Below are 20,816 nucleotides of genomic sequence, written 5' to 3' on the forward strand. Positions count from 1 at the left end.
GACGGGGGGTCAGCTAGCGCGTCCCCGGGGGCTTCGGCGGGTGGCTTGGACGGTGCGACGTTGCGGAACCGCTCGTGCGCCGACTGCCGGCTGATGCCGAGCGCGCTGCCGATCTCGGCCCAGGAAAGTCCGGCCTCCCGCGCCGCCACCACGGCGCGTTCGATCAGCGGCCGTTGCCAGCGTTCCACCTCGGCGAGGACACCGAGTGCCTGCAACGGCCAGGTGGTGGCCAGCTCGGCGACGTTGTCCCGGAGGGTGTCGGAGCGGTTCAGCAGGCAGCCGGGCGGTGTGCTGGCCAGGATCGGCCGGATGTGTCCGGCCCACTCGGAGGTGGCCATCCATCGTCCCTCTTCGGCGGCCGGGTAGTCGCTGGTGCCGACCCAGCCGCAGCTGCAGTGGGCCTGGTAGCTGGGGGCGACGGCCGGTGCGGGGGCGTCGGTACTCAGCGTCCCGTCCGGCAATCGGTACCCGATGAGGTTCGTATGCCCCGGAACCATTTCCTCCGCCGTCCCGCAAGCACCGGTCATGCGGGTCATGACCCTGACGTGGGTCTGTGCCTGGCCCTCCCCGCCCGTGCTGCCGAGGGCCAGCCAGACTCTGCCCAGGTGGGACGACAACAACGGCCACGTCCACGCCAGCCGGGATCGACCATCAGCGAGGACTGGTGGAGGCCGCCGCGGATCCCCGGGGGCAACGGTGCCGCCCTCGGCTACTGACCCGAGCGGGAGACGCCGGATACCGGAGGCCCCCCGCTGATGGCCGCCCCGGCTGGGCTGGGCGGGCGGCACGGGTGTGGTCGACGGTGGCCTACTGCGGTCGCGCACTCCGAGTGGTGGCCGTGCCCCCGACCCCGGCGGAAGCACGGCTCAGGCTGGGCGCTGCCGCGAGCAGACGGCGCGCGACCGGGTGGTCGGACTGGTCAAGCAGGTGGCGGGTGGGGCCGGTGCCCTGCACCCGACCGTGGTCGAGCAGCGTCACCTGGTCGGCGATGGCGGAGACGACACCGAGGTCGTGGGTGATGAACAGGAGACTGAGTTCGAGCTCCCGGCGCAGCGTGGCGAGCAGATTCAGGACGGTGGCCTGGACGGAGACGTCGAGGGCGGAGGTGATCTCGTCACAGACCAGGACGTCGGGGTCGGCGGCCAGGGCACGGGCGATGGCGACACGCTGCTGTTCGCCACCGGAGAGCTGCCCCGGATACCGGTGGACCACGTCGTGGGGTAGTCGGACGTTGTCCAGCAGGTCCGTGACGCGCTGCGCCACGGGGGCATCTCCGGCGGTGTCGAAGTACCGGACGACCCTGGCGAGTTCGGTGCCGACGGTGCGACGAGGGTTGAGTGAGTCAGCGGGGTTCTGGAAGACGATCTGGATGGCGCGGCGTTGGGCCACGGTGCGCCTGCGGGCGGTTGGGGCGAGGGGCGTGCCTCGCAGGGTGATGGTGCCGGCGTCGGGACGGAGCAGTCCGGCGATGCAGCGGCCGATGGTGGTCTTGCCGGAGCCGGAGGCACCGACGAGCGCCAGGCAGGAACCGGCGGCGAGGTCGAGGCCGACCTTGTCGGCCGCAATGAGCCGCTGGTGACCGTCGCGGTGAGTGACACTCAGTCCTCTCACCTGGAGAACCGCGGGCGAGGTGGCAGGGGGGCCGGCGGCGCTGGCCGGCCTGGTCGTCACGGGCGCGGGACGGTGGGGGTCGGGGACGGTGTCGAGCAGGTGGCGGGTGTAGGGGTGCCGCGGCCGACGAAGGACGGTGCGGGTGTCGTCGTGCTCGACGATGGTGCCGTCGTGCAGCACGGCGATCCGATCAGCGTGTGGAGCGATGGCGGCCACGTCGTGGGTGACGTACACCATGGCTGCGCCGGTCTCGGCACGGAGGCGGTCCAGGCGGGTGAGGAACTCGTGTTGGGTGACGGCGTCGAGGCCGGTGGTGGGTTCGTCAAGGACGATGACCGCCGGTTCGAGGAGCAGGGCCTGGGCGATGACGACGCGTTGGCGTTGGCCGCCGGAGAGCTCGTGCGGGTAGCGACGCAGGAACCGCCGATCGGTGGGGAGCCTGGCACGGTCGAGGGCGCGGCCGATGACGGCGTCGGCGTCGCGGGCGCGCTGATGGGCACGCAGGATCTCGGATAGTTGCCGGCCGATGCGGCGGGCCGGGTTGAGGGCCTGGAGCGGGTCCTGGGGGACGTAGCTGACCAGCCGGGAACGTAACCGGCGGAGGTCCGTGTCGGCACGACACAGGATCGGTTGGCCCTCGATCCGAACAGTACCGGCGGTGATGGTGGTGCCGGGATTGGCCCAGCCGAGCAGGGCCAGAGCAGTGGTGGTCTTGCCCGATCCGGAGGCGCCGATGAGCGCCAGCAGATGTCCGGCCGCGAGGTCGAAGGTAACGCTGTCGACGATCGGTTGACCGGCGTCGGTGCGCACGCGTAGGCCGTCGACCGCGACGGCGAGTTGATGACGGGTGGGGGGTGGAGTGCGGGTGGGTGTTTCGGCGGCGTCCGATGTCATGACTGGTTGACCTCGTCGACGACCGGCACACGGCCGGGGTTGGGACCGATGGCCGCGCCGGTGGGGTGAAGCGGCACGGCGGGGCCAGGTGTGACGGTGACGGCGCGGACTCGACGGCGTAGCCGGGCGGCGATCTCGTCGCCGCCCAGGTTGAGGGTGACGGTGAGGGCGGCGATGAGGACGGCCGGGGCGAGAACCGCCCAGGGCTGCAGAACCAGGCCGGTGCGGTTCTCGGCGACCATCAGCGCCCAGTCCGCGGCGGGGGGTTGCAGGCCGAGGCCGAGGAAGTTGGCGCCGGCGACCATCGCGATGGTGCCGGCGGTGCGGGAGCCGAGGTCGGCGAGGACGGGGGCGGCGATGTTGGGTAGTACGTCACGGACGGCGATGCGGGGCCAGGACTCGCCGCGGGCGAGCGCGACCTCGACGTAGCCTCGGACGGCCACCTGCAGGGTGGCCGCACGCACGACCCGGATGATGCCGGGCAGGTTGGCCAGGGCCGAGGCGGTGACGACGACGAGGGTGCCCCGACCCGTGGCAGTGGCGAGTACGGCGAGGACCAGGAACGGCGGGATGGCCAGCAGCACGTCGACCGGCCGCAGGATGACGCTGTCCGCCCGGCGGCGGAGGCCGGCGAGGATCCCTGCGGCGGTGCCGGCCAGGTAGGCCACGACGGTGGCGGCAGCCGACAGCGCGACGACGGTGCGCCCACCGTGCAGGAGGCGGCTGAGCACGTCGCTGCCCAGGTAGTCGGTGCCCAGCGGGTGTCCGGGGCGGGGCGGGGTGAAGGGCAGGCCGACGACCTCGGTGGGGGTGTGCGGGGCGAACCACGGCCCGGCCAGCGCGAACACGAGGATCCCTACGGCCGCTCCGGCGACGGCGACCTCGGTCCGTCGGCGGATTCGGGGCAACCGGGTCGTCATCGGATCCGCCTTGGCCGGCTGCGCAGTTTCGGAACCAGCGCCATGACGATCAGGTCGGCCAGCAGGTAGCCGATGACGGTGGTTACGGCGAACAGCAGGGTCACGGACTGTACGTAGGGCAGGTCGCGGTGTCCGATCGCGTGGATCAGGTCGGCCGAGATGCCGGGGTAGTTGAAGACGGTCTCGACCACGACGATGCCGCCCACCAGCCAGGTGATGCTGCCCGCGAGGAGCGGTACCGCCGGTGCGAGGGCGTTTCGAAGGGCATGGTGGGTGACGATGCGCCGTTCGCCGACGCCGTGCAGGCGCGCCATTCTGACGTAGTCCGACGCCATCGCCTCGGCCATCTGGGCCCGGACCATCCGGATCGTCTGGGGGGCCATCACTGCGACCAGCGTGAGGACCGGCAGCACGAGGGCCTCGGGCGCGGACAGCGGGTTGGCGCCGGGGTCCGGCATGGACACGGCCGGCAGCACCGGCCAGGCGTAGGCGAAGACCGCGATGAGCAGGGTGGCGGTGACGAACTCGGGCAGCGCGCCGACGATCACGGCGGTGATGGTGACAGCCCGGTCACGGGCATGGCCGGCACGGGCGCCGGACCAGGCGCCGAAACCGATCGCGACCGGGATGAGAACGGCGGTCGCCACCGCTGCCAAGGTCAGGGTGTTGAGGAGCCGACTGGCGATGATCTCGGTGACCGGCCGGCCCGAGAACACCGATCGACCAAGGTCGCCTTGCAGTACACCGCTGATCCAGTCCAGGTACCGCTCGGGCAGGGGTCGGTCGAGACCGAGTTCGGCACGCAGGGCCGCCTTCTGCGCGGCGGTGCCGCCGCCGGAGCCGGCACCCTTGGCGAGGAGGACGTCGGCGGCGTCGCCGGGCAGCAACTGCATCGCCCCGAAGATCACCACCGAGGCGGCGGCGACCACCACGACGGCACCCAGCAGGCGTCCGGCGAGATGGCGGCACAGCGGAAAGCGGTCCCGCCACGGCAGCCGGGTCCCGGGGCCGGAGTTCACAGCCACACGTCGGCGTAGTTGCACCAGTCGTCGCTGGCGACGGTCGCCTCCTTGAAGCCCTGCACCCTGGGGCTGACCCCGTCGAGCCACCTGGCGTAGGAATGGACGATGTAGCCGCCGTCGGCCCACAACTCCTGTTGCAGTTCCAGGTACCGCTCCCTGCGCAGCGCCGGGTCGATGGTGCCGCGTGCGACGGCGAACTTCGCGTCCCACGCCGGGCGTTTCCAGGCGGTCTCGTTGCTGAGCGCGTCGGACACGACCGCCTGGCCGTAGAACCACTCCAGGGCGTAGCTACCCCACCCGGTCTGGGTGAAGGGCTGCTTGAGGTACACGTCGGTCCAGTACGACGACCGCTCGGACTTCACCACCTCGATGGTGATGCCCGCCTGCTTGGCCTGCTCGGCGAAGAGCAGCGCCGCCTGCACGTACCCGGGAGTGACATCGGCGGTGTGCAGGGTGACTCTCAGGTTCTCCTTGCCGGCCTCGCGGAGCAGCGCCCGCGCGCGCTGAGGGTCGTGGGGTCGCTGCGGGATCGAGTCGGCGTAGTTCGGTGCGCCTTTGCCGTACAGGTCGTTGCCGACCTCGCCGTAGCCGAACAACACCGCGTCGACGATGGCCTTGCGATCCACCGTCAGCTTCAACGCCTCGCGCACCCTGGGGTCGTCGAACGGTTCGCGGTCGATGAGCATGTTGAACGCGTGCATGGTCCCGACCGGTGACTGACGAATACCGAGTTTCCGGTTGCCCTGCTGGGCCTTGGCCTGCACGTGGGACAACTGGTGCACGACGTCGGCCCGCCCGGAGAGGAACACGTTGAGTCGGGCGTCAGCGTCCGCAGCGAGGAGGATCTCCACGCTGTCGACGTAGGGTCTTCCCGGCTCCCAGTACCGGTCGTTGCGCACCAGACGGGTTCGTTCGCCCGGCGTCCAGCTGTCGAACCGGAACGGGCCGGTGCCGACGGGCGGGTGCGTCCGGTCGAAGCTGGTGGTGCCGTTCTGGATCACGTAGACGTACCAGCCTGCCAGTAGCGCCCCGAGGTCGGCCATCGGTTGCTTCATGCGCAACTCCACCGTCAGGTCGTCGACGCGGCGGGATCCGGCGAGGTCGACCATGGCGAGGTCGGCGGCGGCCGGTAGCTTGTTCGCCGGGTCGATGATCCGCTTGACGCTCCAGAGGACGTCATCGGCGGTCAGCGGCTTGCCGTCATGCCAGAGCACGCCCTTACGCAGCACGATCCGCCAGACCGTGCCGTCGGCGTTCGGCTCCAGACGCTCGGCTAACCGGGGGCGCAGGGTCAGGTCGTCGTTGTAGGCGACCAACTTGTCGAAGATGTTCTTCGCCACCGCTCCACCGCCCCACGACCCGGCCAGATGCGGGTCGAGCACGTCGTCGGTGGTGCTTGCCCCCGAGGTGACGACCCGCAGGTTCCCGCCACGGCGGGGTGCCCCGCCCTGCGCTGCCGTCGGTTCCTGCGTCTGGCATCCGGTCAGTCCGGGCACACCGAGCAGCACAGCGCCGGACAGCACACTCTTGAGCAACGCGCGCCGGTCGGCGGCCCTCCCCGCGTGGTCGCTGCGTCTGTTCACGTCACAAGCTCCTTGCTCGGGCGAAGGTGGAGCCCGCAACGGTCTGCCGCAGGGACCGACCGGCGGCAGGGTGAAGGAATCGCGGACCCGAGAAGACACACGGGCGGACAGCACCGCGCTGGGCGCAACGGGCGCCCCACAGCAGTCAGGACAGCCCACCGTGCAGGCAACTCAGCGGCTCCGGGGCCGACTCCGACGGGAGCGTCGTTCGAAGCGCAACCAGGCAGACAGCGGTTGACGCGCGAGCACCGGACGAGGAGGTGTGCATCTGATCCATCCTTCGTAGATCATCGCCGATGAGTACGAGTGGAGGTATCCTGACTTCCGGATCAACGTTCGCCCCGGCCTTCCCAGGCTTGCGCCCAGTGGCCTACTCGGGGATCACTGACCGGTCACAGTGGCGAGGACCATGCCGGATTCACACCGGCTTCCCTCACACGTCGCGGGCTGACCCTAGCAAGGGCATGCTGTGATCCGCATAGGACTGTCGACTGTGTCCTGCGCCACGTCCGCGATCGCGGTCATCCGGAACGGCCGAGCCGTGCCCACCGGCGCGCGTAGACGATCGCGCTGACGGCGAAGATCGCCGCGCTGACCGCCAGCCAGCGGGCCAGCAGCGGCTGCGGGATCAGGCCGGTCGCGGCCGTGTAGGTGTCCCCGCCGAGTCCGAGGATGCCGGGAAGGTAGACCAGCAGGAGCAACCCGGAGGCGAGCGCGGGCACCCGTACGTGGTTCAGCGCAGAGCGGCGGTCCGGACGGCCCATCACGGCACGCAGCGTCCGATCGACCAGTGCGTAGACCGGGAACAGGAGCAGATCGTGGACAATGACCGCGCCGAGGAACCAGAGCAGCATCCGGCCCGCAGTCGGCTCCCCGGACAGCCGCAGCGCTATCCAGCCGGTCAGCGCGAAGCAGCCGAGCAGGAGCAGCAGGTGCCAGGGCGCGGCACCGTAGCCACGCCGGAACTCAGTCATCGGGCCGTTCCTCGAAGGTGATTCTCCGGACCCACTTCGTGCAGTGCACGCCGGGCAGCGCCGGCACGATGATCCGCGCGGGGTAGCCGTGATCGGCCGAGAGGTCGACCCCGTTGACCCGCAGGGCGAGCAGCGAGTCGGGGTGGCGGACCTGGTTGGCCTGCAACCGGGCCCGACGGAACAGCCCGACCCGTTCCAACGACTCGACCCTCGCCAGGGCGTTGTCGGGCGCGCCGACCAGAGCGGCGAGGTCCCGTAGCCGCACCCCGGTCCAGGTCTGCTCCGTCGACCAGCCCTCGACGCAGGCGATCGGCAGGTCTGCGGTGTGCTGCGTCATCGCGAGCAGGCCGCCGCGGTCCACCTCCACCGTGCGGTCGCCGCCGCGCACCGTCAGCCGCCACTCGGCCCCGGTGTCGGCGGGTCGGACACCGGCCGCGGCCGCGGTCCGGTTGACCGGGAATCCGTTCGGTCCTTCGTCGGGCTGCCGGCCCCGGGGTAGCAGCAGCGCGGTCCTGCGCAGCACTCCGTCCATGGTCTGCCCGACGGTCAGCGCCGCCAACAGCAACGCGCCGCCCCCGGTCAGGGCGAGAACACCACGCCGGCTCATCGTCGCCGGGCCGGGCCGTCGGGCTACCAGCCCGTCCGGATCCGCCGGCTCCGGCCTGGTCTCCCCCAGCGTGGTACGCGCCATGCTCGGGCCCCGCAGCGCGGAGATCATCCGAGGAAGCTTGATCGCCACGTGCGTGACCAGGGCGGCGGTGAAGATCCAGGCGCCGTACCAGTGCGCGGTGTAGAAGTCGAACCCGAACAGGTACGCGTACTGGATGTTGAGCAGTCCGGTGACCGTCTGGAAGAGGATTCCGCCCACCAACAGCAGCAGCGACAGCCGTTCGAGTACCTGGGCCACCGAGCGGGCCGGCGGCCAGTCGAACAGCTTGGGCACCACCGACCAGAGCTTCGCCACCACCACCGGGACCAACACGATGCCGAGCGTCACGTGCAGGCCCTGGGTGAGTCGGAACAGCCAGGCGGGGCGGGTCGGCCAGTCGAAGACGGGAGGGTGCAACCAGCCCACGTCGCTGGGGAGGGCCTGGCCGAGCCGAGGGCCGTACGCTATCCAGTCCAGCAGTCCGGTGATGATCACCAGCGGTAGCGTGGCGAGCAGGACGACGCCGAACACGGAGGTCAACCACGGGCCGCGTACCGGGCTGCGCCAGGCGTCGGCGGTGGCGGCGGCCCCCGGCGGGCGATGCCGGTCCAACGCGCGCCACAGCCGCGCCGGGTAGGCGTACACCCGCGTGCCGGCCACCTCGGCCGACCGCCCGGGCCCGTCGGACGTGCGTCTCGGCTCACCGCAGTCGGCTCCCGCAGTGGGATCGTGGGACGGCGGGTCGGCTGGCACGGATCCTCCAGTCCGTGAGGGCGTCGAACCGGACGCGACGGGCTTTCGATCAGGACGCTAGCCGTCAACGCCGCTCGCAGGCGGGCTTTGCGGCATTACCCAGGGCGAAAGGTCCGGTTACTACGAGTTGCTGACGTCCGAGTCGAACCGGCACCGACGGCCGTCGCTCTGTCCTAGCGTGACGGGAATGCGGGTACTCGTCACCGGCGCCGCCGGGTTCATCGGATCGCAGGTCGCGGACCTGCTCGTCGCGGAGGGGCACCGGGTGGTGTGCCTGGACGCGCTGTTGCCGCAGACACACGGGAGCGTGCTGCCCGAGTGGTTTCGCCGGCACGATCCGGTGGTCGGTGACGTCCGCGATCCGGGGCTGCTGGACGACCTGCTGGCCGGGGTCGATGCCGTCTGCCACCAGGCGGCGATGGTCGGGCACGGGCTGGACCCGTCGGACGCCCCCGACTACGTCAGCCACAACGACTACGGCACGGCGGTGCTGCTGGCGGCGATGCACCGGGCCGGCGTGTCTCGTCTGGTGTTGGCCAGTTCCATGGTGGTCTACGGTGAAGGGCGCTACACGTGTGCCCGGCACGGAATCGTTCGACCGGCAGCACGTCGCCAGGCCGACGTGGCCGCCGGCCGGTACGACCCCACCTGTCCGGTGTGCGCCGGTGCCCTCACGGCGGCGCTCGTGCCGGAGGACGCCCCACTGGAGCCCCGCAGCACGTACGCGGCCAGCAAGCTGGCCCAGGAACACCTGGCCGCCGCGTGGAGCCGGCAGACCGGGGCAGGGGTGTGGGCGCTGCGCTACCACAACGTCTACGGCCCCCGGATGCCCCGCGACACCCCGTACGCGGGGGTCGCATCGATCTTCCGGTCGGCACTGGCCGACGGCCGACCGCCCCGGGTCTACGAGGACGGCCAGCAGCGGCGCGACTTCGTGCATGTCACCGACGTGGCGCGCGCGAACATGCTGGCGCTGACCGCTCCGGCCCCGGACGGTCTGGTAGCGGTGAACGTCTGCTCCGGCCAGCCGCACACCGTCGGTGACCTGGCCACCGCCCTGTCCGCGGCGATGGGCGGGCCGGCACCGGTGGTGGTCGGCGGGACCCGGACCGCCGACGTGCGGCACGTGGTCGCCGACCCCGGCCGCGCGCGCGAACTGCTCGGGTACACCGCCCGGGTCGGCTTCGTCGACGGGGTGACCGCCTTCGCCACCGACCCTCTGCGAGAAACCGCCGCCGTGTCAGCCTGAGCGGCCCGCCCGCCCACCGGCAGCAGCGGCCGGCCGGCGGCCGGACGTTGGATCACGCCGGCTCACGAGACGGTGAACAGCAGGTGGTTGACGGCGAGAGCGGTGACTGCCTGCCCGGCCAACCACCAGCGACGCGCCGGGGCAGGCAGATGCGCGACGGCGACGAGCAGCCAGACCGCGAACGGTAGCCAGATCCGCTCCACCTCGGCCTTGCTCATGCCGGACAGGTCGGCGGCAGCCACCGCCAGCACTGCGGCGGCCGGTAGCAGAACGGTCGGCCCGAGCGCCTCGATCCGAGGAACGAGCGCGCCGAGCCGGCGGTGGCGAACGAGGTCGCGCGCCCGCAGGCCGCCACCCGATCCGCAGGGCTGGTCGGACCTGTCCCGCTCCGACACGGTGGCCCGCCCCGGACCGTCGACCGGCGGACCCAACGCGGTCAGCTCCGCCGGTCCGGCACTCGCCCGCCGGACCCTCCGCGCCAAGCGCAGGGTGCGGCGCAGTGCCGGCCCGACCACCGGCCCGGCAGAGAGCAGCAGCGCCGCCAGGTTGGCCCAGACCCAGTAGCCGTAGGGGCGGTCGGCCGCCCAACCCTGGTAGTAGCGCTCGACCACCCGGTCGTACCCCTGCCACCAGTGGAAGCCAGCAATGGTGAACGCCACCACCACCGTGGCCACCCCGGCCGCGCCGGCGAGCAGCGCGACGCCGCGTCCGCTGGGGCGCAGCGCCAGCATGACGAGGGCCAGGGGCGCGACCAGCACGAAGCCGTAGGACAGGTACAGCGCGAAGCCGAGCAGCACGCCGCCGGCCAACGCGGTCACGGGTCCCCGTACTGCCAGCAGCACGAGACCGGCGGCTGTCACGCCGGTGAAGAGACCGTCGGCGGAGGCGCCGACCCAGACCGCTCCGGGCAGCAGCACCAGGAACGGCAGCACCGTCCGGGCGGCCTCGCCGGCGCCCAGGGCCCGCAAGGCGATCGGCACGGACACCACGACGCTTGCCCCGACCAGGACGCAGGCCAGCGACGCCGCCGTGCCACCGCCCAGGCCGACCCGGTCCAGCCCGACGAACACCAGCAGGGCACCCGGTGGGTGGCCGGCGGTGTGGGTGGACCACGAGTCCGGCTGGAAGTCCAGGATCCGATCGGCGAACCCGGCCAGCATCCGCCGGACGTCCGTCACCCGGGGCACCTCGTGCAGGTACTCCGCCTGCGGAGTCAGCCGCCTCGTCAGCCCTACCGACCAGCCGTCGACCAGCGCCAGAGCGAGCGTCCAGCCGACCGCCGCCAGGTAGCCGACGGACAGCAGAGGGCCCCATCGGGCGGTCCGGGCCCACCCCGTTCCGGGCCCGACCACGGCGACCGCGACTGCCAGCGCCGCCGGCGTTCCCCACCCCAGGTGTGGCCTCCAGGTGGCGTAGAGCGGCGCCGCGTCGGCGTACAGACCCACCCCTGCGCGGTTGAGCACCACGCCCACCGTCACGGCGGTGACCAGCAGAGCCGCCTCGAGGCCCAGCACGAGCAGGTCACCCCGGTAGCGGGTCGGGCTGCGGTCGGAGCCGGGCGGACGGAGAGCTGTGGCACCGGGTCTCATGTCGACCGGACGGTACGGTCTGGTCGGCGCCCCGTCAGCCGAGTCGTCGGCACGTCACACGATGGTAAGAAGTGTCGGTGCGGTAGGCGTTCCGTCAGGTCGAATCCGGCGCGGGCGGCCCTGGACGGCCCTAGCGTCGGCGGTATGCCGACACCGATCGACGTGGTGCTGCCGTGCCTGGACGAGGCCGCCGCCCTGCCCGCTGTGCTGACCGCGCTGCCGCCCGGATACCGGGCGATCGTCGTGGACAACGGGTCACGCGACGGCTCGCCCGAGGTGGCCGCCCGGCACGGTGCGCGGGTGATACACGAACCACGACGGGGGTACGGCGCGGCCGTGCAGGCCGGGATCGAAGCGGCCGACACCGAGCTGGTCTGCGTGCTGGACGCCGACGGCTCCTTCGCCCCCCGAGAGCTACCCGCACTGGTCGCCCCGGTCGCCGACGGGTTGGCTGACCTGGCGGTCGGCCGCCGCCGACCGGTCGGCCTCGGAGTCTGGCCCTGGCACGCCCGGGCGGGCACGGCGCTGATCGCCGCGCTGCTGCGGCACCGGGGCGTGCCGCTGCGTGACCTCAGCCCGATCCGGGTGGCCCGCCGAGAGGCACTGCTCGCTCTCGGAGTCACCGACCGGGCCTTCGGCTACCCGCTCGAGCTGGTGATCCGGGCGGCTGCGGCGGACTGGCGCATCCACGAGCTCGATGTCACCTACACCCTGCGCGCCGCCGGCACCCGTTCCAAGGTTTCCGGCTCCGTGCGGGGCACCCTTCGGGCCACCCGGGACTTCGCAGCGGTGCTGCGTGACATGCGGGAACTCCGATGACGGTGCTGTTGGTGGTGGCAAAGGCGCCCGTGCCCGGCATGGTGAAGACCCGGCTCTGCCCTCCGGCGACTCCCATCCAGGCCGCCCGGCTGGCGGCCGCCGCGCTGCGTGACACCCTGGACGCCGTCCGGGACACACCAGGGGTGACACCCGTGCTGGCGTTGGCCGGGCATCTGGCAGACGCCGAGGACGGCGCCGAGCTGACCGCCGCCCTGGCCACATGGTCGGTCCTGCCGCAGCGGGGAGCGGATCTCGCCGACCGCCTCGCGCACGCTCATCTCGACGTGGCCGAGGCGTTCCCGGACCGCCGGGTGCTGCAGATCGGGATGGACACCCCGCAACTGACCCCGGCGCGGCTGGCCGCCGCCGTACGCCGGCTGGCGAACGCCGACGCGGTGCTGGGACCCGCCGAGGACGGCGGCTGGTGGGCGCTGGGGCTACGCGATCCCCGGCAGGCGGTGGTGCTGCGCGGAGTGCCGATGTCGACCCCGGAAACGGGCCGGTCGACATGGTCCGCGCTGACCGGACGCGGGCTGCACGCCGTGCCGCTGCCCGTGCTGCGGGACGTGGACGACTGGTCCGATGCACGGGCCGTGGCGGCGGCGGCGCCGGATGGCCGGTTCGCCCGCCAGGTCGCGACCGTACGTCGCGCCATGGTGGTACGAGCGTGACCGGGGGCGGTTTCGCCTCCGGTCTACGCGACCGGCCCGGGAACGTGCACTGGCTGGTCCCTGTGGACGGGCCCCGCCGCCGACTGCCGGTGGACCGGTGGCATCGACCGGCCGGCCTGGCGGACGCGGCGGTGGTCGCCCGCTGCGCCGGGCCCACCCTCGACCTGGGGTGCGGTCCGGGCCGGATGGTTTTGGCGCTGACCGGGGCCGGGTTGAGCGCAGTGGGGGTGGACGTGTCGCCACGGGCGGTGGCATTGACTCGGGCGCGAGGCGCGGTCGCCGTGCAGGCCGACCTGTTCGGCCCACTGCCGGCGGAGGGGCGGTGGGCACACACGGTGCTGCTCGACGGGAACATCGGCATCGGGGGCGATCCGGTCGCGCTGCTGCGGCGGTGCAGGTCGCTGCTGCGGCCGTCCGGCACGGTGCTGGTCGAACTCGAACCACCTGGCTTCGGCGTCTGGCAGGGGCATGCTCACGTGGCTACCGAACGGCACCAGGGCCCCATCTTCCGCTGGGCATGGCTCGACACGGGCGCGGTGGCGGGTGCTGCGGCGGTGGCTGGACTGGCGATCGGTGAGGTGTTCCGGTTCGGCTGTCGCTGGTTCGCCGAGTTGACCCGCCCCACGGCCTCCCGGACGTGACGATCATGGTCCCGGGTCAGCGGTCGCAGTGCCTGCGCGGGCGCGTCGGTGCGGGTCGCGACCGCCTTACGAACCACGGCCGACGGGTCGGACGCCAGGTCGATGAGGGTCATCTGGGGCGTCAGGGGGTTCTGTGCGCAGGCGAGCCGCTCATCGACGCTGCCACCCGTCGCACTGTCCGAGGCGGCGCCTGACCCGCTGTGACGGTTGGGCCCGCCGACATCCTGCTGTTTCCCCATGGGCGCCATCATGTCACGGGCCGACCGGGGAACTGCGAGCCCCGACCAGCGCTTTGACGGTGATCGAAGCGTCACTTCCGCGGATCCCGGGAAGTCGCCACCGACGCGCGGCTCCCGCAGGGGCACGAGCGGCGACTTGGCTCCGGCGGGCCGTCGACGCCAAGGGTTGCGGGGGGGCCGGCCACCAGGCCGGATTCGTAGGCCAGGTCAGACCCCTTGCTGTCTTGCGCGCCCGAAGGGACTCGGACCCTGACCTCCTGATCCGTAGGTGCGGCGCGGTGCGGGGCGGCGGCACCCACGCGGTGCCCGATCGTCGAGGACGGATCAGGTCCAGTAGAGCATCCGGGCGGCGGGCACCCTGGTCTCGAGTTCCCGTTCGAACCAGGTGCGCAGCTCCATCATCGTGTCGGGCTGGTACACGTACTTCACCCCACCGAACCGGCCGAACTTGCGGCGGCGGGACTGCTCGTCCATCTCCAGACGGGTCCGGGGATACCAGCCGAGCAGGACCTCCTTGCTGCCGGGAGTGAACCGGTGCGTGATCAGCTCAGTGGTGAGGTCCAGCCGGTCGACCCCGGCCACGGCCGCCCGTACCCGGTCGAGCAGCGCGCCGTAGTGCTCCCGCCAGTTCGGCGCAGGCATGATCGGGGCGATGGTCAGCCCGACCGGGTAGCCGTCGAGTGCCAGCCTCCGCAGAGCGTCGAGCCGCTCCGGCACGGTCGCGGTGCCGCCTTCCAGTCGGTCGCTGATCGGTGCGGCGTTGACGCTGAATCGCACCCGCGTGCGCCCGGCGTGCGGCAGTTTCACGAACGTGCCCACGTCGGCGTATTTCGTGGTCCAGCGCAGCTGCACAGGCGCGTCCCAGGCCCCGAAGTGCTCCACTGCCCGACGCCAGCTACCGGTGAGGTGCTCCAGCGCGAGTGGATCGGTGTAGCAGGACGCCTCGAACGTCGTGCCCTCGCCGGCCCGGGTGGCGCTGCGACTGGTCACCGTTCCCCGGCCTACGTAGTCGGCCAGTCCGGCGAGGATGTCGTCGAGATCGGCGTAGACACGGGTCACCGGGGGGCCGGAGAGGGAGCCGGCGAGATAGCAGTACTGGCAGTGTGCCGGGCAGCCCTCCGCCAGGTCCACCCGCCAGTCCGCACTCGGCGCGATCGATTGCAGCGCCCGCCGCGACGGTGGGCTGACCACGATGGCCAGGGTCGATTTCGCCCGCGCGTACGTCTCCCGCTCGGTTTCGCCACGCACGCCGACCAGTCGGTTCGCGCGCAACCGCTCGACCTCGATGCCGAGCCCCTCGATCCGGTCGACGATCCGGCGCCCGTGCGGATGATCGACCGCCGCCGGGGTGACGACCACCCGGCGAGGCGTCCAGCGCCGGGCCGGCCGGGCGGGTGGCGCCAGCCCGGTCAGGTCCCGGGTCGCCACCTGCTCGCCGCTGGCGTCGTGCGGCGCCGCGGGTACGTTCGCGGCGAGCGGCTCCTCGACGTCCACGGCGCTGTCACCCGGCTTCACCCGGCCCGGGTACCCATTGTCGCTCCGACCGCACCTGGTCGTGCGCAGCGCTCGGGATCGGGATCGGGATCGGGATCGGGAGGACTCTCCGCTACATGGCGCAGTTCCGCCAAGGTTGCCCTGGGCCCGCGACCTGTGCAAACGTCACCGCGCTCAACGACTGCGCCGACCGGTGCGGACGCTACGACTTCGCCAGGGACCTCGCTCAGTGGGCACAGCGTCCGGATCGCGGCGGCGTCCTGCACGACTGCACCCTGCACACCTATCGGCCCGAGACCCGCCCTGGCGTCAGGCCGACTCTTGCCGCCGCCGAAGCGGTGTTCGCCGCTCCCGAATCCCGGAATGGTCCCCAGGTGGCCGGGTCGATACTCCGACGTCCAATCACCCCCGGAGCACCGCCTCGCGAAGAACGAGCGTTGCCGTCGTGACACCGACCAGCCGGTGGAAGCCAGACTCTGGTGGTTTGTCGTAACGTCCCAGCCTGTCTCTATCAATCGCGGCCTCGTTCGCTACGGCGCCAGCCCGTACGGCAGTGCAGGAGGATTCGCGCTCACCCCAGTGCGGGGTGGGACCGGCCACTCCGGGATCAGAGCGTTGTCGCCGGTGAGTTCGAGCGCGGTGATCGTGGCCAGGTCCTGTGCCGCCTGCACGAAGCCCTCGACCCACATCAGGGTGATGGACGTCTTGCCATCCTTGCGGTCATAGAGCGTCCCGGACGCGTTCGGTGCGGTCTGCGGATCATCGCCGTGCGCGAGCCGGTTGCGGACCGCCTTGGCATCGCGCAGGTAGTCGTCCAGGCGCTGTGCCTCGATGGTGGTCCACAGCCAGCGCCCACCGCGACCCGGCTCGGGCTGCGCACGGACCCGGGCCCGCCACTGGCCGGTCACATCGGAGATGCCCAGGTGCTGGCTGAACCGCTGCCGTACCCGCTCCATGGTCGCTGGCGTGCCCTGCGTGGGACCTCCGTGCGCCCCAATCACGTGGTTGAAGAACATCTCGAACGGCCCGTACGTCAACAGGAACGCCCCATACCTCATGCTCCGGTACCGAGAGTTCCGCTTCGCCTCGTCGATGTTGTCGCGGTGAATGGTGATCAAATCCACCGGGGTCACCAACCGTGCTGCCAAAACACTCAACGCTTCTTCAACCGCTGCCACATCGACCACAACCGCGAGCGTACTGAACAGGCAGTCGAGCTGACCGCCCCCTCCACGCGCACGCCGACAGCGCGCCCCGTGCCAGCCGACCGCCGCGACGGGCGCACGCCGGCCCCGCAGTCAGCCGGGAACCCGGAGCGCCAGGGTTGAGGTCAGCATGTTGCGCGAGCAACCATGCGGCGGTAAGGCGTCGGAACCCACCCCACTGCGCCGAGGCCAACCGTGTTGTTCAAGGACCTCTGTGAACCACGCCGTGTTGTCGGTGTCGACATCCCGTACCCGGGTCCAGACGTCGTCACCAGGTGACCGACCGACCACCTCGGACCGCGCCCGCTGGTCACGGTCCATCCGCTCCATCAACTCAGCGGCAAGCTCGCCATGTCCCACCCTGCCAGAATCCCCGCTCGCCACCCTCGGCACCAGCACAGAAGAACGCTCGCGGAGACATTTATCCGACAGGGTGTTCCGGTATCGTTGGTCGGGCCTGCGGTCCTCAGGTACCTGAGCATGGGCTGCGTCGGAAAGATCAGCATTCGATCGGGGGCCATGCCCTTGGAAGGCCGATGGCATCCTCAAGGCCGCACCCAGAAAGACCTCGACTGGCAATCCCCGGACAAGCAGGAGGGTCAGCCGGAGATGCACCCGGTTATTGTAATCTCCTTGCTGCTAGGGCTTTTCGCCCCGGCACTTGATGGTCAAGAGCGCCGCGCTCTCGCACTGGTCGTTGCTTGAAGGGGATAGCGTGCCGTCGTCCAAGCCCAGCAAACGGCCAGGTCGGCGCCGGCCGAATGCGACCCCGGGCACGCCAGCACAACCCCCGGGCGGGAGCACTCCGGCGACAGGACAAGAAGGACGCACCGACCGCATCGGTCCGCCCCCGCAGGACGATCAGGCGCCGGTTGGCACGGCCAATCCGCCCGCGCAGGGGGGCGACAACGCGGTACTCTCGCGCCGGAACCTGCTGTGGGCGGCCGGCGGCGGGGCGGCAGCCGCCATCTTCGCTGCACTGGTTGCCGAACTGGACGATCGACTCACCTCACCCGGGCAGGCAGTGCGCGACGAACGCGCGGTCGAAGCGGCCAAGCGTGAGGAAGCCCGGCGGAAAGCCCCGCTGTCGCTGAATGCCTACTACTACGACCGGTCCGACGACGCGAGGATCTGGTTGGCGACCGCGCCCCTCACCCCCCAGGCCCGTCAGCGGCTCACCATGCCGGCTCGCATGCAGGTTGATGCCGCCGAAGGTGGCATCAACGCGGTACTGGGCACCAGCAACGAGCACCCGAACCGACTGTTGACCCGGGTACGGCTGTCGGTGGTCGGGCAGTGGGCCGCCCCGGTCTTCGTCACCCAGATCCGGGCCCGGGTGCTACGCCGCTCGGCGCCCCTGTCCCACGCGTACGTGTTCCATCAGAGCCAAGGTGACGGGGAGCCGCTGAAGATCGGGTTTGACCTGGACGAGCCCGACAGCATCGCGCGAATCATCGAACCCGACGAGCGACTCGGCCGGGCATACGTCGACGACCGCTCGTTGACCCTGACGCCAGGTGAGCCGCTCACCATCGATGTGCAGGCGCAGACAGATCAGTCGTACTGCGAGTGGGTCATCGACTTCGACCTCGACCTCGACGGCGAGAAGCGGGTGGTCACCGTCGACGACGATGGGCGACCGTTCCGCAGCACCAGCCTGGCCCGTCACTACCAGGACCGTTACTACTTCGGCATGGCGAAAATGGGCCTCGTATACGACGGCTCTGGCCCTTTCGAGGCGCGGATATGAGCGCCCGGCGCCGGGTTGCCCTGCTTCTCGCGACGTTTGCGCTGTCCTGGGCACTGTCTTTCGCCGTGATCGAAGCCCTACGTGACGATGGCGACGACGACCGCCCGGCGCTGCCGCCCGGGGCAGCGGCCACGGGCAGCCCGCCCTCCGCCGGAACGACAGCGAGCAGCGCCGACGCCGTCTCACTGACCGCCACGCTCACGGGCACCCGGCACAGCCACGAGCTGGCACTCGAGGTCACGGAGCCGCAGGCGCGGATGGTGCCACCACCGCAGGTACGGGACTGCCGGCAGTTCGCCTCATGGGCGCAGCGCGAAGGTGCCCTCCCCGTCGGCTTCGAACCCGTCCACTTACTGACCATTCGCGCCGAGCGCAGCGTAGACGTCGCGATTCACGGAGTCGTGGCGGTGCCGGTCGCGCAGATCCTGCGGGAACGAGAGCAAGGCCCATGGGTTGAGTTGGCCTGCCGCCAAGACCCTCCTACCCCGACGGCCACTCCCGAGGTCCGGGACAATGGCGAGCCACACGTGCTCGTGCCAGGGCAGACGATCCGGCTGGTGGTCGACCTGTCCGACCCTGAGTCGGCCGCCGCCACGTTTCCGGGCGGGGGTTGGAACTACTACCTGCGCGTCGACCTTGAAATCGACGGGGTGACCCGGAGTTACGAGCTGCGCGATGAGGCGGGAGAACACTTCCGTTGCTGTGGGCGCACTACCTTCATGGGCTACCAGGCCGCGCGATACGAGTGGACCATCTCCCCCAAGCCCACCCTCCGTTACTGCCCGGAACTGAACTATGTCGACAAGCCGCCACCTCGGGTCTGCCAGGCGCGGGAGCCTGGCTGAGCCCGAAGAGGGCATCTGATCCGTTCCTCTGCAGCGGCCACCGGATCGTCGAGGCTGCCAGACCGAACGAGGGCCGTTCGGGGCAGGGTTCTACGGCATGTTGGGAAGCCGGACCGTGACGAGGAGACCTCCGTTGGGGCTGGGGACGAGGTCGAGGGTCCCGGCGTGGGCGCGGACGATGCTGTGCACGATGGCGAGACCGAGGCCGACGCCGGCGTGTTCGTCGGTGCGTACGCGTTCCGATCCGCGCTGAAAGGGTTCGGTGAAGGTCGGTACCAGTTCGGGTGGGAGCCGACGACCCGTGTTCTCGATCCGCAGCACGCTCGTGTCGCCGTGCGCCTCGGTGTGAACCGTCACGGAGCCGCCGGCGGGGAGGTTGTGGACGATGGCGTTCTGGACGAGGTTCGTCACCATCCGCAGCAGGAGTTCGGCGGAGCCGCTGGTCCGGACCGCCCCGCCGGAGACGACGTCCAGCGTGATCCGACGCCGTTCAGCAAGGGAGAGCAGCGTTTCGGCGGCTTCTTCGGCGATGAGGGAGAGGTCGACGCTCTCGCGGGTGAAGTTTCCGCGGTCGCCGCGGCTGAGCAGCAGGAGGGCCTCGGTGAGGTCGATCGCCCGCTGGTTGACGGTGTGCAGTCGTTCGATGAGTTCGCCCCGCCCCTGCGTGGGGTCCTTGCGGGCGACGTCGAGGAGGGTCCGCGAGATCGCGAGCGGGGTGCGCAGTTCGTGGGAGGCGTTCGCGGCGAACCTCTGCTGCTCGGCGACGTGGGACTCGAGTCGTTCGAGCATCGAGTCGAACGCGTCGGAGAGTTCACGGAATTCGTCCTTGCGGCCCTCCATGCGGATCCGGTGGGACAGTGATCCGTCTGCGGCCACGCGTGTGGCACTGGTGATGCGGGTCAGCGGCGCGAGCATCCGGCCGGCGAGGATCCACCCGCCCAGCAGGCCGAACATCAGCAGAAAGGCCAGCACTGCGACTGCTCTCGGGGCGAAGGCGCGGAGCAGGTCGGAGCGGTTCGGTACGAACATCACGGGGACGGGGACACGGGAACGGTTGGGTGCGGGCATCTGGGGGTTGTCGATCACCTCGGGTACGTAACGCAGCAGGAACACCCACACTGTGACGAGGAGCAAGCCACCTGCCAGCATGACGAACCCGGCATAGCTGAGGGTCAGTTTGAGGCGGACGCTCAAACCGGGCTCCCTATTCACGGTCCTCTCCCTCGCGCCCGGTGTCGGGTGCTGTGTCGATGCGGTAGCCGACGCCGGACACCGTGGCGATGATCCATGGTTCGCCGAGCCGTTTGCGCAGTGCGGAGACGGTGATGCGCACGGCGTTGGTGAAGGGGTTGACGTTCTCGTCCCAGGCCCGTTCCAACAGCTCTTCGGCGCTGACGACCCCGCCCTCGGCGGCGACGAGGACTTCCAGCACCGCGAACTGCTTGCGGGTGAGCGCGACGTGGCGTCCGTCGCGGAAGACCTCCCGGCGGAACGGGTCGAGCCGCAGGCCCGCGATCTCGCGGACCGGGGGCCGGGCGTACCCGCGTCTGCGGTCGAGCGCCCTCAGCCGCAGGACGAGCTCCCGCAGGTCGAACGGTTTCGTGAGGTAGTCGTCGGCGCCCAGCTCGAACCCGGAAGCCTTGTCGTCGATCCGGTCGGCAGCGGTGAGCATGAGGATCGGGATGCCGCTGCCGGAGGCGACGATGCGCCGCGCGACCTCGTCGCCGGAGGGGCCGGGAATGTCGCGGTCGAGGACCGCGAGATCGTAGGAGTTGACGCTGAGCAGTTCCAGGGCGGAGTCGCCATCGGAGGCGATGTCGGCGGCAATCGCCTCCAGCCGCAGACCGTCACGAACAGCTTCGGCCAGGTAGGGCTCGTCCTCCACGATCAGTACGCGCATGCGTGAAG

The 20,816-nt window shown here is 71.0% G+C and carries 17 protein-coding genes, 1 pseudogene and 1 riboswitch; of the genes and pseudogenes, 6 read left to right on the top strand and 12 right to left on the bottom strand.

Annotated features, from left to right (window positions below):
- Positions 1 to 35: 35 nt before the first annotated feature.
- The 7 genes and pseudogenes from ACIBJE_RS24795 to ACIBJE_RS24825 form a co-directional block, all read right to left on the bottom strand.
- Positions 36 to 527: pseudogene (locus tag ACIBJE_RS24795) on the bottom strand (hypothetical protein); the annotation flags it as partial.
- A 280-nt stretch (positions 528 to 807) separates the two neighbouring features.
- Positions 808 to 2,505 carry an ABC transporter ATP-binding protein gene (locus ACIBJE_RS24800; RefSeq protein WP_396752200.1) on the bottom strand — a complete coding sequence of 566 codons (1,698 nt, stop codon included), beginning with the start codon at positions 2,503 to 2,505 and terminating at the stop codon, positions 808 to 810.
- Complete coding sequence (locus ACIBJE_RS24805) at positions 2,502 to 3,425, bottom strand: ABC transporter permease (protein WP_396752203.1); 924 nt, start codon at positions 3,423 to 3,425, stop codon at positions 2,502 to 2,504. Before ACIBJE_RS24805 ends, ACIBJE_RS24800 begins: the two co-directional genes overlap by 4 nt.
- Positions 3,422 to 4,444: an ABC transporter permease gene (locus tag ACIBJE_RS24810; protein ID WP_396752206.1), complete on the bottom strand. Its 1,023-nt coding sequence runs from the start codon at positions 4,442 to 4,444 to the stop codon at positions 3,422 to 3,424. The genes ACIBJE_RS24805 and ACIBJE_RS24810 overlap by 4 nt, the downstream gene beginning before the upstream one ends.
- Complete coding sequence (locus tag ACIBJE_RS24815) at positions 4,441 to 6,030, bottom strand: ABC transporter substrate-binding protein (protein WP_396752209.1); 1,590 nt, start codon at positions 6,028 to 6,030, stop codon at positions 4,441 to 4,443. Before ACIBJE_RS24815 ends, ACIBJE_RS24810 begins: the two co-directional genes overlap by 4 nt.
- A 310-nt stretch (positions 6,031 to 6,340) precedes the next feature.
- Positions 6,341 to 6,464: riboswitch (cobalamin riboswitch) on the bottom strand.
- Between the two features lie 87 nt (positions 6,465 to 6,551).
- Complete coding sequence (locus tag ACIBJE_RS24820; RefSeq protein WP_396752211.1) at positions 6,552 to 7,004, bottom strand: hypothetical protein; 453 nt, start codon at positions 7,002 to 7,004, stop codon at positions 6,552 to 6,554.
- A complete protein-coding gene (locus ACIBJE_RS24825; RefSeq protein WP_396752214.1) occupies positions 6,997 to 8,313 on the bottom strand; it encodes a molybdopterin-dependent oxidoreductase in 1,317 nt (438 codons plus the stop codon). Before ACIBJE_RS24825 ends, ACIBJE_RS24820 begins: the two co-directional genes overlap by 8 nt.
- Before the next feature lie 280 nt (positions 8,314 to 8,593).
- Between ACIBJE_RS24825 and ACIBJE_RS24830 the strand changes: the two genes are divergently transcribed.
- Positions 8,594 to 9,655 carry an NAD-dependent epimerase/dehydratase family protein gene (locus ACIBJE_RS24830; RefSeq protein ID WP_396752217.1) on the top strand — a complete coding sequence of 354 codons (1,062 nt, stop codon included), beginning with the start codon at positions 8,594 to 8,596 and terminating at the stop codon, positions 9,653 to 9,655.
- Between the two features lie 62 nt (positions 9,656 to 9,717).
- Here the strand turns inward: ACIBJE_RS24830 and ACIBJE_RS24835 are convergent, their stop codons facing one another.
- Entirely contained in the window at positions 9,718 to 11,244 is a 1,527-nt protein-coding gene (locus tag ACIBJE_RS24835) for a hypothetical protein (RefSeq protein WP_396752220.1), read from the bottom strand.
- 144 nt (positions 11,245 to 11,388) lie between these two features.
- On the opposite strand from ACIBJE_RS24835, the gene ACIBJE_RS24840 reads away from it, so the two are divergent.
- The 3 genes from ACIBJE_RS24840 to ACIBJE_RS24850 are packed head-to-tail and all read left to right on the top strand — an operon-like array spanning position 11,389 to position 13,375.
- Positions 11,389 to 12,063, top strand: a complete 675-nt coding sequence (locus ACIBJE_RS24840; protein WP_396752223.1) for a glycosyltransferase family 2 protein — start codon at positions 11,389 to 11,391, stop codon at positions 12,061 to 12,063.
- Positions 12,060 to 12,734: a DUF2064 domain-containing protein gene (locus ACIBJE_RS24845; RefSeq protein WP_396752226.1), complete on the top strand. Its 675-nt coding sequence runs from the start codon at positions 12,060 to 12,062 to the stop codon at positions 12,732 to 12,734. Before ACIBJE_RS24840 ends, ACIBJE_RS24845 begins: the two co-directional genes overlap by 4 nt.
- Positions 12,731 to 13,375 carry a methyltransferase domain-containing protein gene (locus ACIBJE_RS24850; protein ID WP_396752229.1) on the top strand — a complete coding sequence of 215 codons (645 nt, stop codon included), beginning with the start codon at positions 12,731 to 12,733 and terminating at the stop codon, positions 13,373 to 13,375. Before ACIBJE_RS24845 ends, ACIBJE_RS24850 begins: the two co-directional genes overlap by 4 nt.
- 563 nt (positions 13,376 to 13,938) lie before the next feature.
- On the opposite strand, the gene ACIBJE_RS24855 is transcribed toward ACIBJE_RS24850, so the two are convergent.
- Positions 13,939 to 15,129, bottom strand: a complete 1,191-nt coding sequence (locus ACIBJE_RS24855) for a spore photoproduct lyase family protein (RefSeq protein WP_396752232.1) — start codon at positions 15,127 to 15,129, stop codon at positions 13,939 to 13,941.
- A gap of 509 nt (positions 15,130 to 15,638) precedes the next feature.
- Positions 15,639 to 16,295, bottom strand: a complete 657-nt coding sequence (locus ACIBJE_RS24860) for a hypothetical protein (protein WP_396752235.1) — start codon at positions 16,293 to 16,295, stop codon at positions 15,639 to 15,641.
- A gap of 679 nt (positions 16,296 to 16,974) precedes the next feature.
- On the opposite strand from ACIBJE_RS24860, the gene ACIBJE_RS24865 reads away from it, so the two are divergent.
- Together ACIBJE_RS24865 and ACIBJE_RS24870 are read left to right on the top strand one after the other, a co-directional pair.
- Complete coding sequence (locus ACIBJE_RS24865; RefSeq protein WP_396752238.1) at positions 16,975 to 18,063, top strand: hypothetical protein; 1,089 nt, start codon at positions 16,975 to 16,977, stop codon at positions 18,061 to 18,063.
- The gene (locus ACIBJE_RS24870) at positions 18,060 to 18,908 is read left to right on the top strand and encodes a hypothetical protein (protein WP_396752241.1); all 849 of its coding nucleotides are present in this window, start codon (positions 18,060 to 18,062) and stop codon (positions 18,906 to 18,908) included. The genes ACIBJE_RS24865 and ACIBJE_RS24870 overlap by 4 nt, the downstream gene beginning before the upstream one ends.
- Before the next feature lie 90 nt (positions 18,909 to 18,998).
- On the opposite strand, the gene ACIBJE_RS24875 is transcribed toward ACIBJE_RS24870, so the two are convergent.
- Positions 18,999 to 20,120 (bottom strand): sensor histidine kinase, encoded by a 1,122-nt coding sequence (locus ACIBJE_RS24875; RefSeq protein WP_396752244.1) that lies wholly within the window; start codon positions 20,118 to 20,120, stop codon positions 18,999 to 19,001.
- Positions 20,113 to 20,808 carry a response regulator transcription factor gene (locus tag ACIBJE_RS24880; RefSeq protein ID WP_396752247.1) on the bottom strand — a complete coding sequence of 232 codons (696 nt, stop codon included), beginning with the start codon at positions 20,806 to 20,808 and terminating at the stop codon, positions 20,113 to 20,115. The genes ACIBJE_RS24875 and ACIBJE_RS24880 overlap by 8 nt, the downstream gene beginning before the upstream one ends.
- Positions 20,809 to 20,816 lie beyond the last annotated feature (8 nt).

Origin of the sequence: Micromonospora sp. NPDC050187 (assembly GCF_044459745.1) — a bacterium.
Classification (GTDB): domain Bacteria; phylum Actinomycetota; class Actinomycetes; order Mycobacteriales; family Micromonosporaceae; genus Micromonospora.

Excerpts from the sequence above, each read along its gene's own strand:
- ACIBJE_RS24800 (WP_396752200.1), bottom strand. The coding sequence starts at position 2,505 with ATGACATCGGACGCCGCCGAAACACCCACCCGCACTCCACCCCCCACC.
- ACIBJE_RS24805 (WP_396752203.1), bottom strand. The coding sequence starts at position 3,425 with ATGACGACCCGGTTGCCCCGAATCCGCCGACGGACCGAGGTCGCCGTC.
- ACIBJE_RS24820 (WP_396752211.1), bottom strand. The coding sequence starts at position 7,004 with ATGACTGAGTTCCGGCGTGGCTACGGTGCCGCGCCCTGGCACCTGCTG.
- ACIBJE_RS24830 (WP_396752217.1), top strand. The coding sequence starts at position 8,594 with ATGCGGGTACTCGTCACCGGCGCCGCCGGGTTCATCGGATCGCAGGTC.
- ACIBJE_RS24835 (WP_396752220.1), bottom strand. The coding sequence starts at position 11,244 with ATGAGACCCGGTGCCACAGCTCTCCGTCCGCCCGGCTCCGACCGCAGC.
- ACIBJE_RS24840 (WP_396752223.1), top strand. The coding sequence starts at position 11,389 with ATGCCGACACCGATCGACGTGGTGCTGCCGTGCCTGGACGAGGCCGCC.
- ACIBJE_RS24845 (WP_396752226.1), top strand. The coding sequence starts at position 12,060 with ATGACGGTGCTGTTGGTGGTGGCAAAGGCGCCCGTGCCCGGCATGGTG.
- ACIBJE_RS24870 (WP_396752241.1), top strand. The coding sequence starts at position 18,060 with ATGAGCGCCCGGCGCCGGGTTGCCCTGCTTCTCGCGACGTTTGCGCTG.
- ACIBJE_RS24880 (WP_396752247.1), bottom strand. The coding sequence starts at position 20,808 with ATGCGCGTACTGATCGTGGAGGACGAGCCCTACCTGGCCGAAGCTGTT.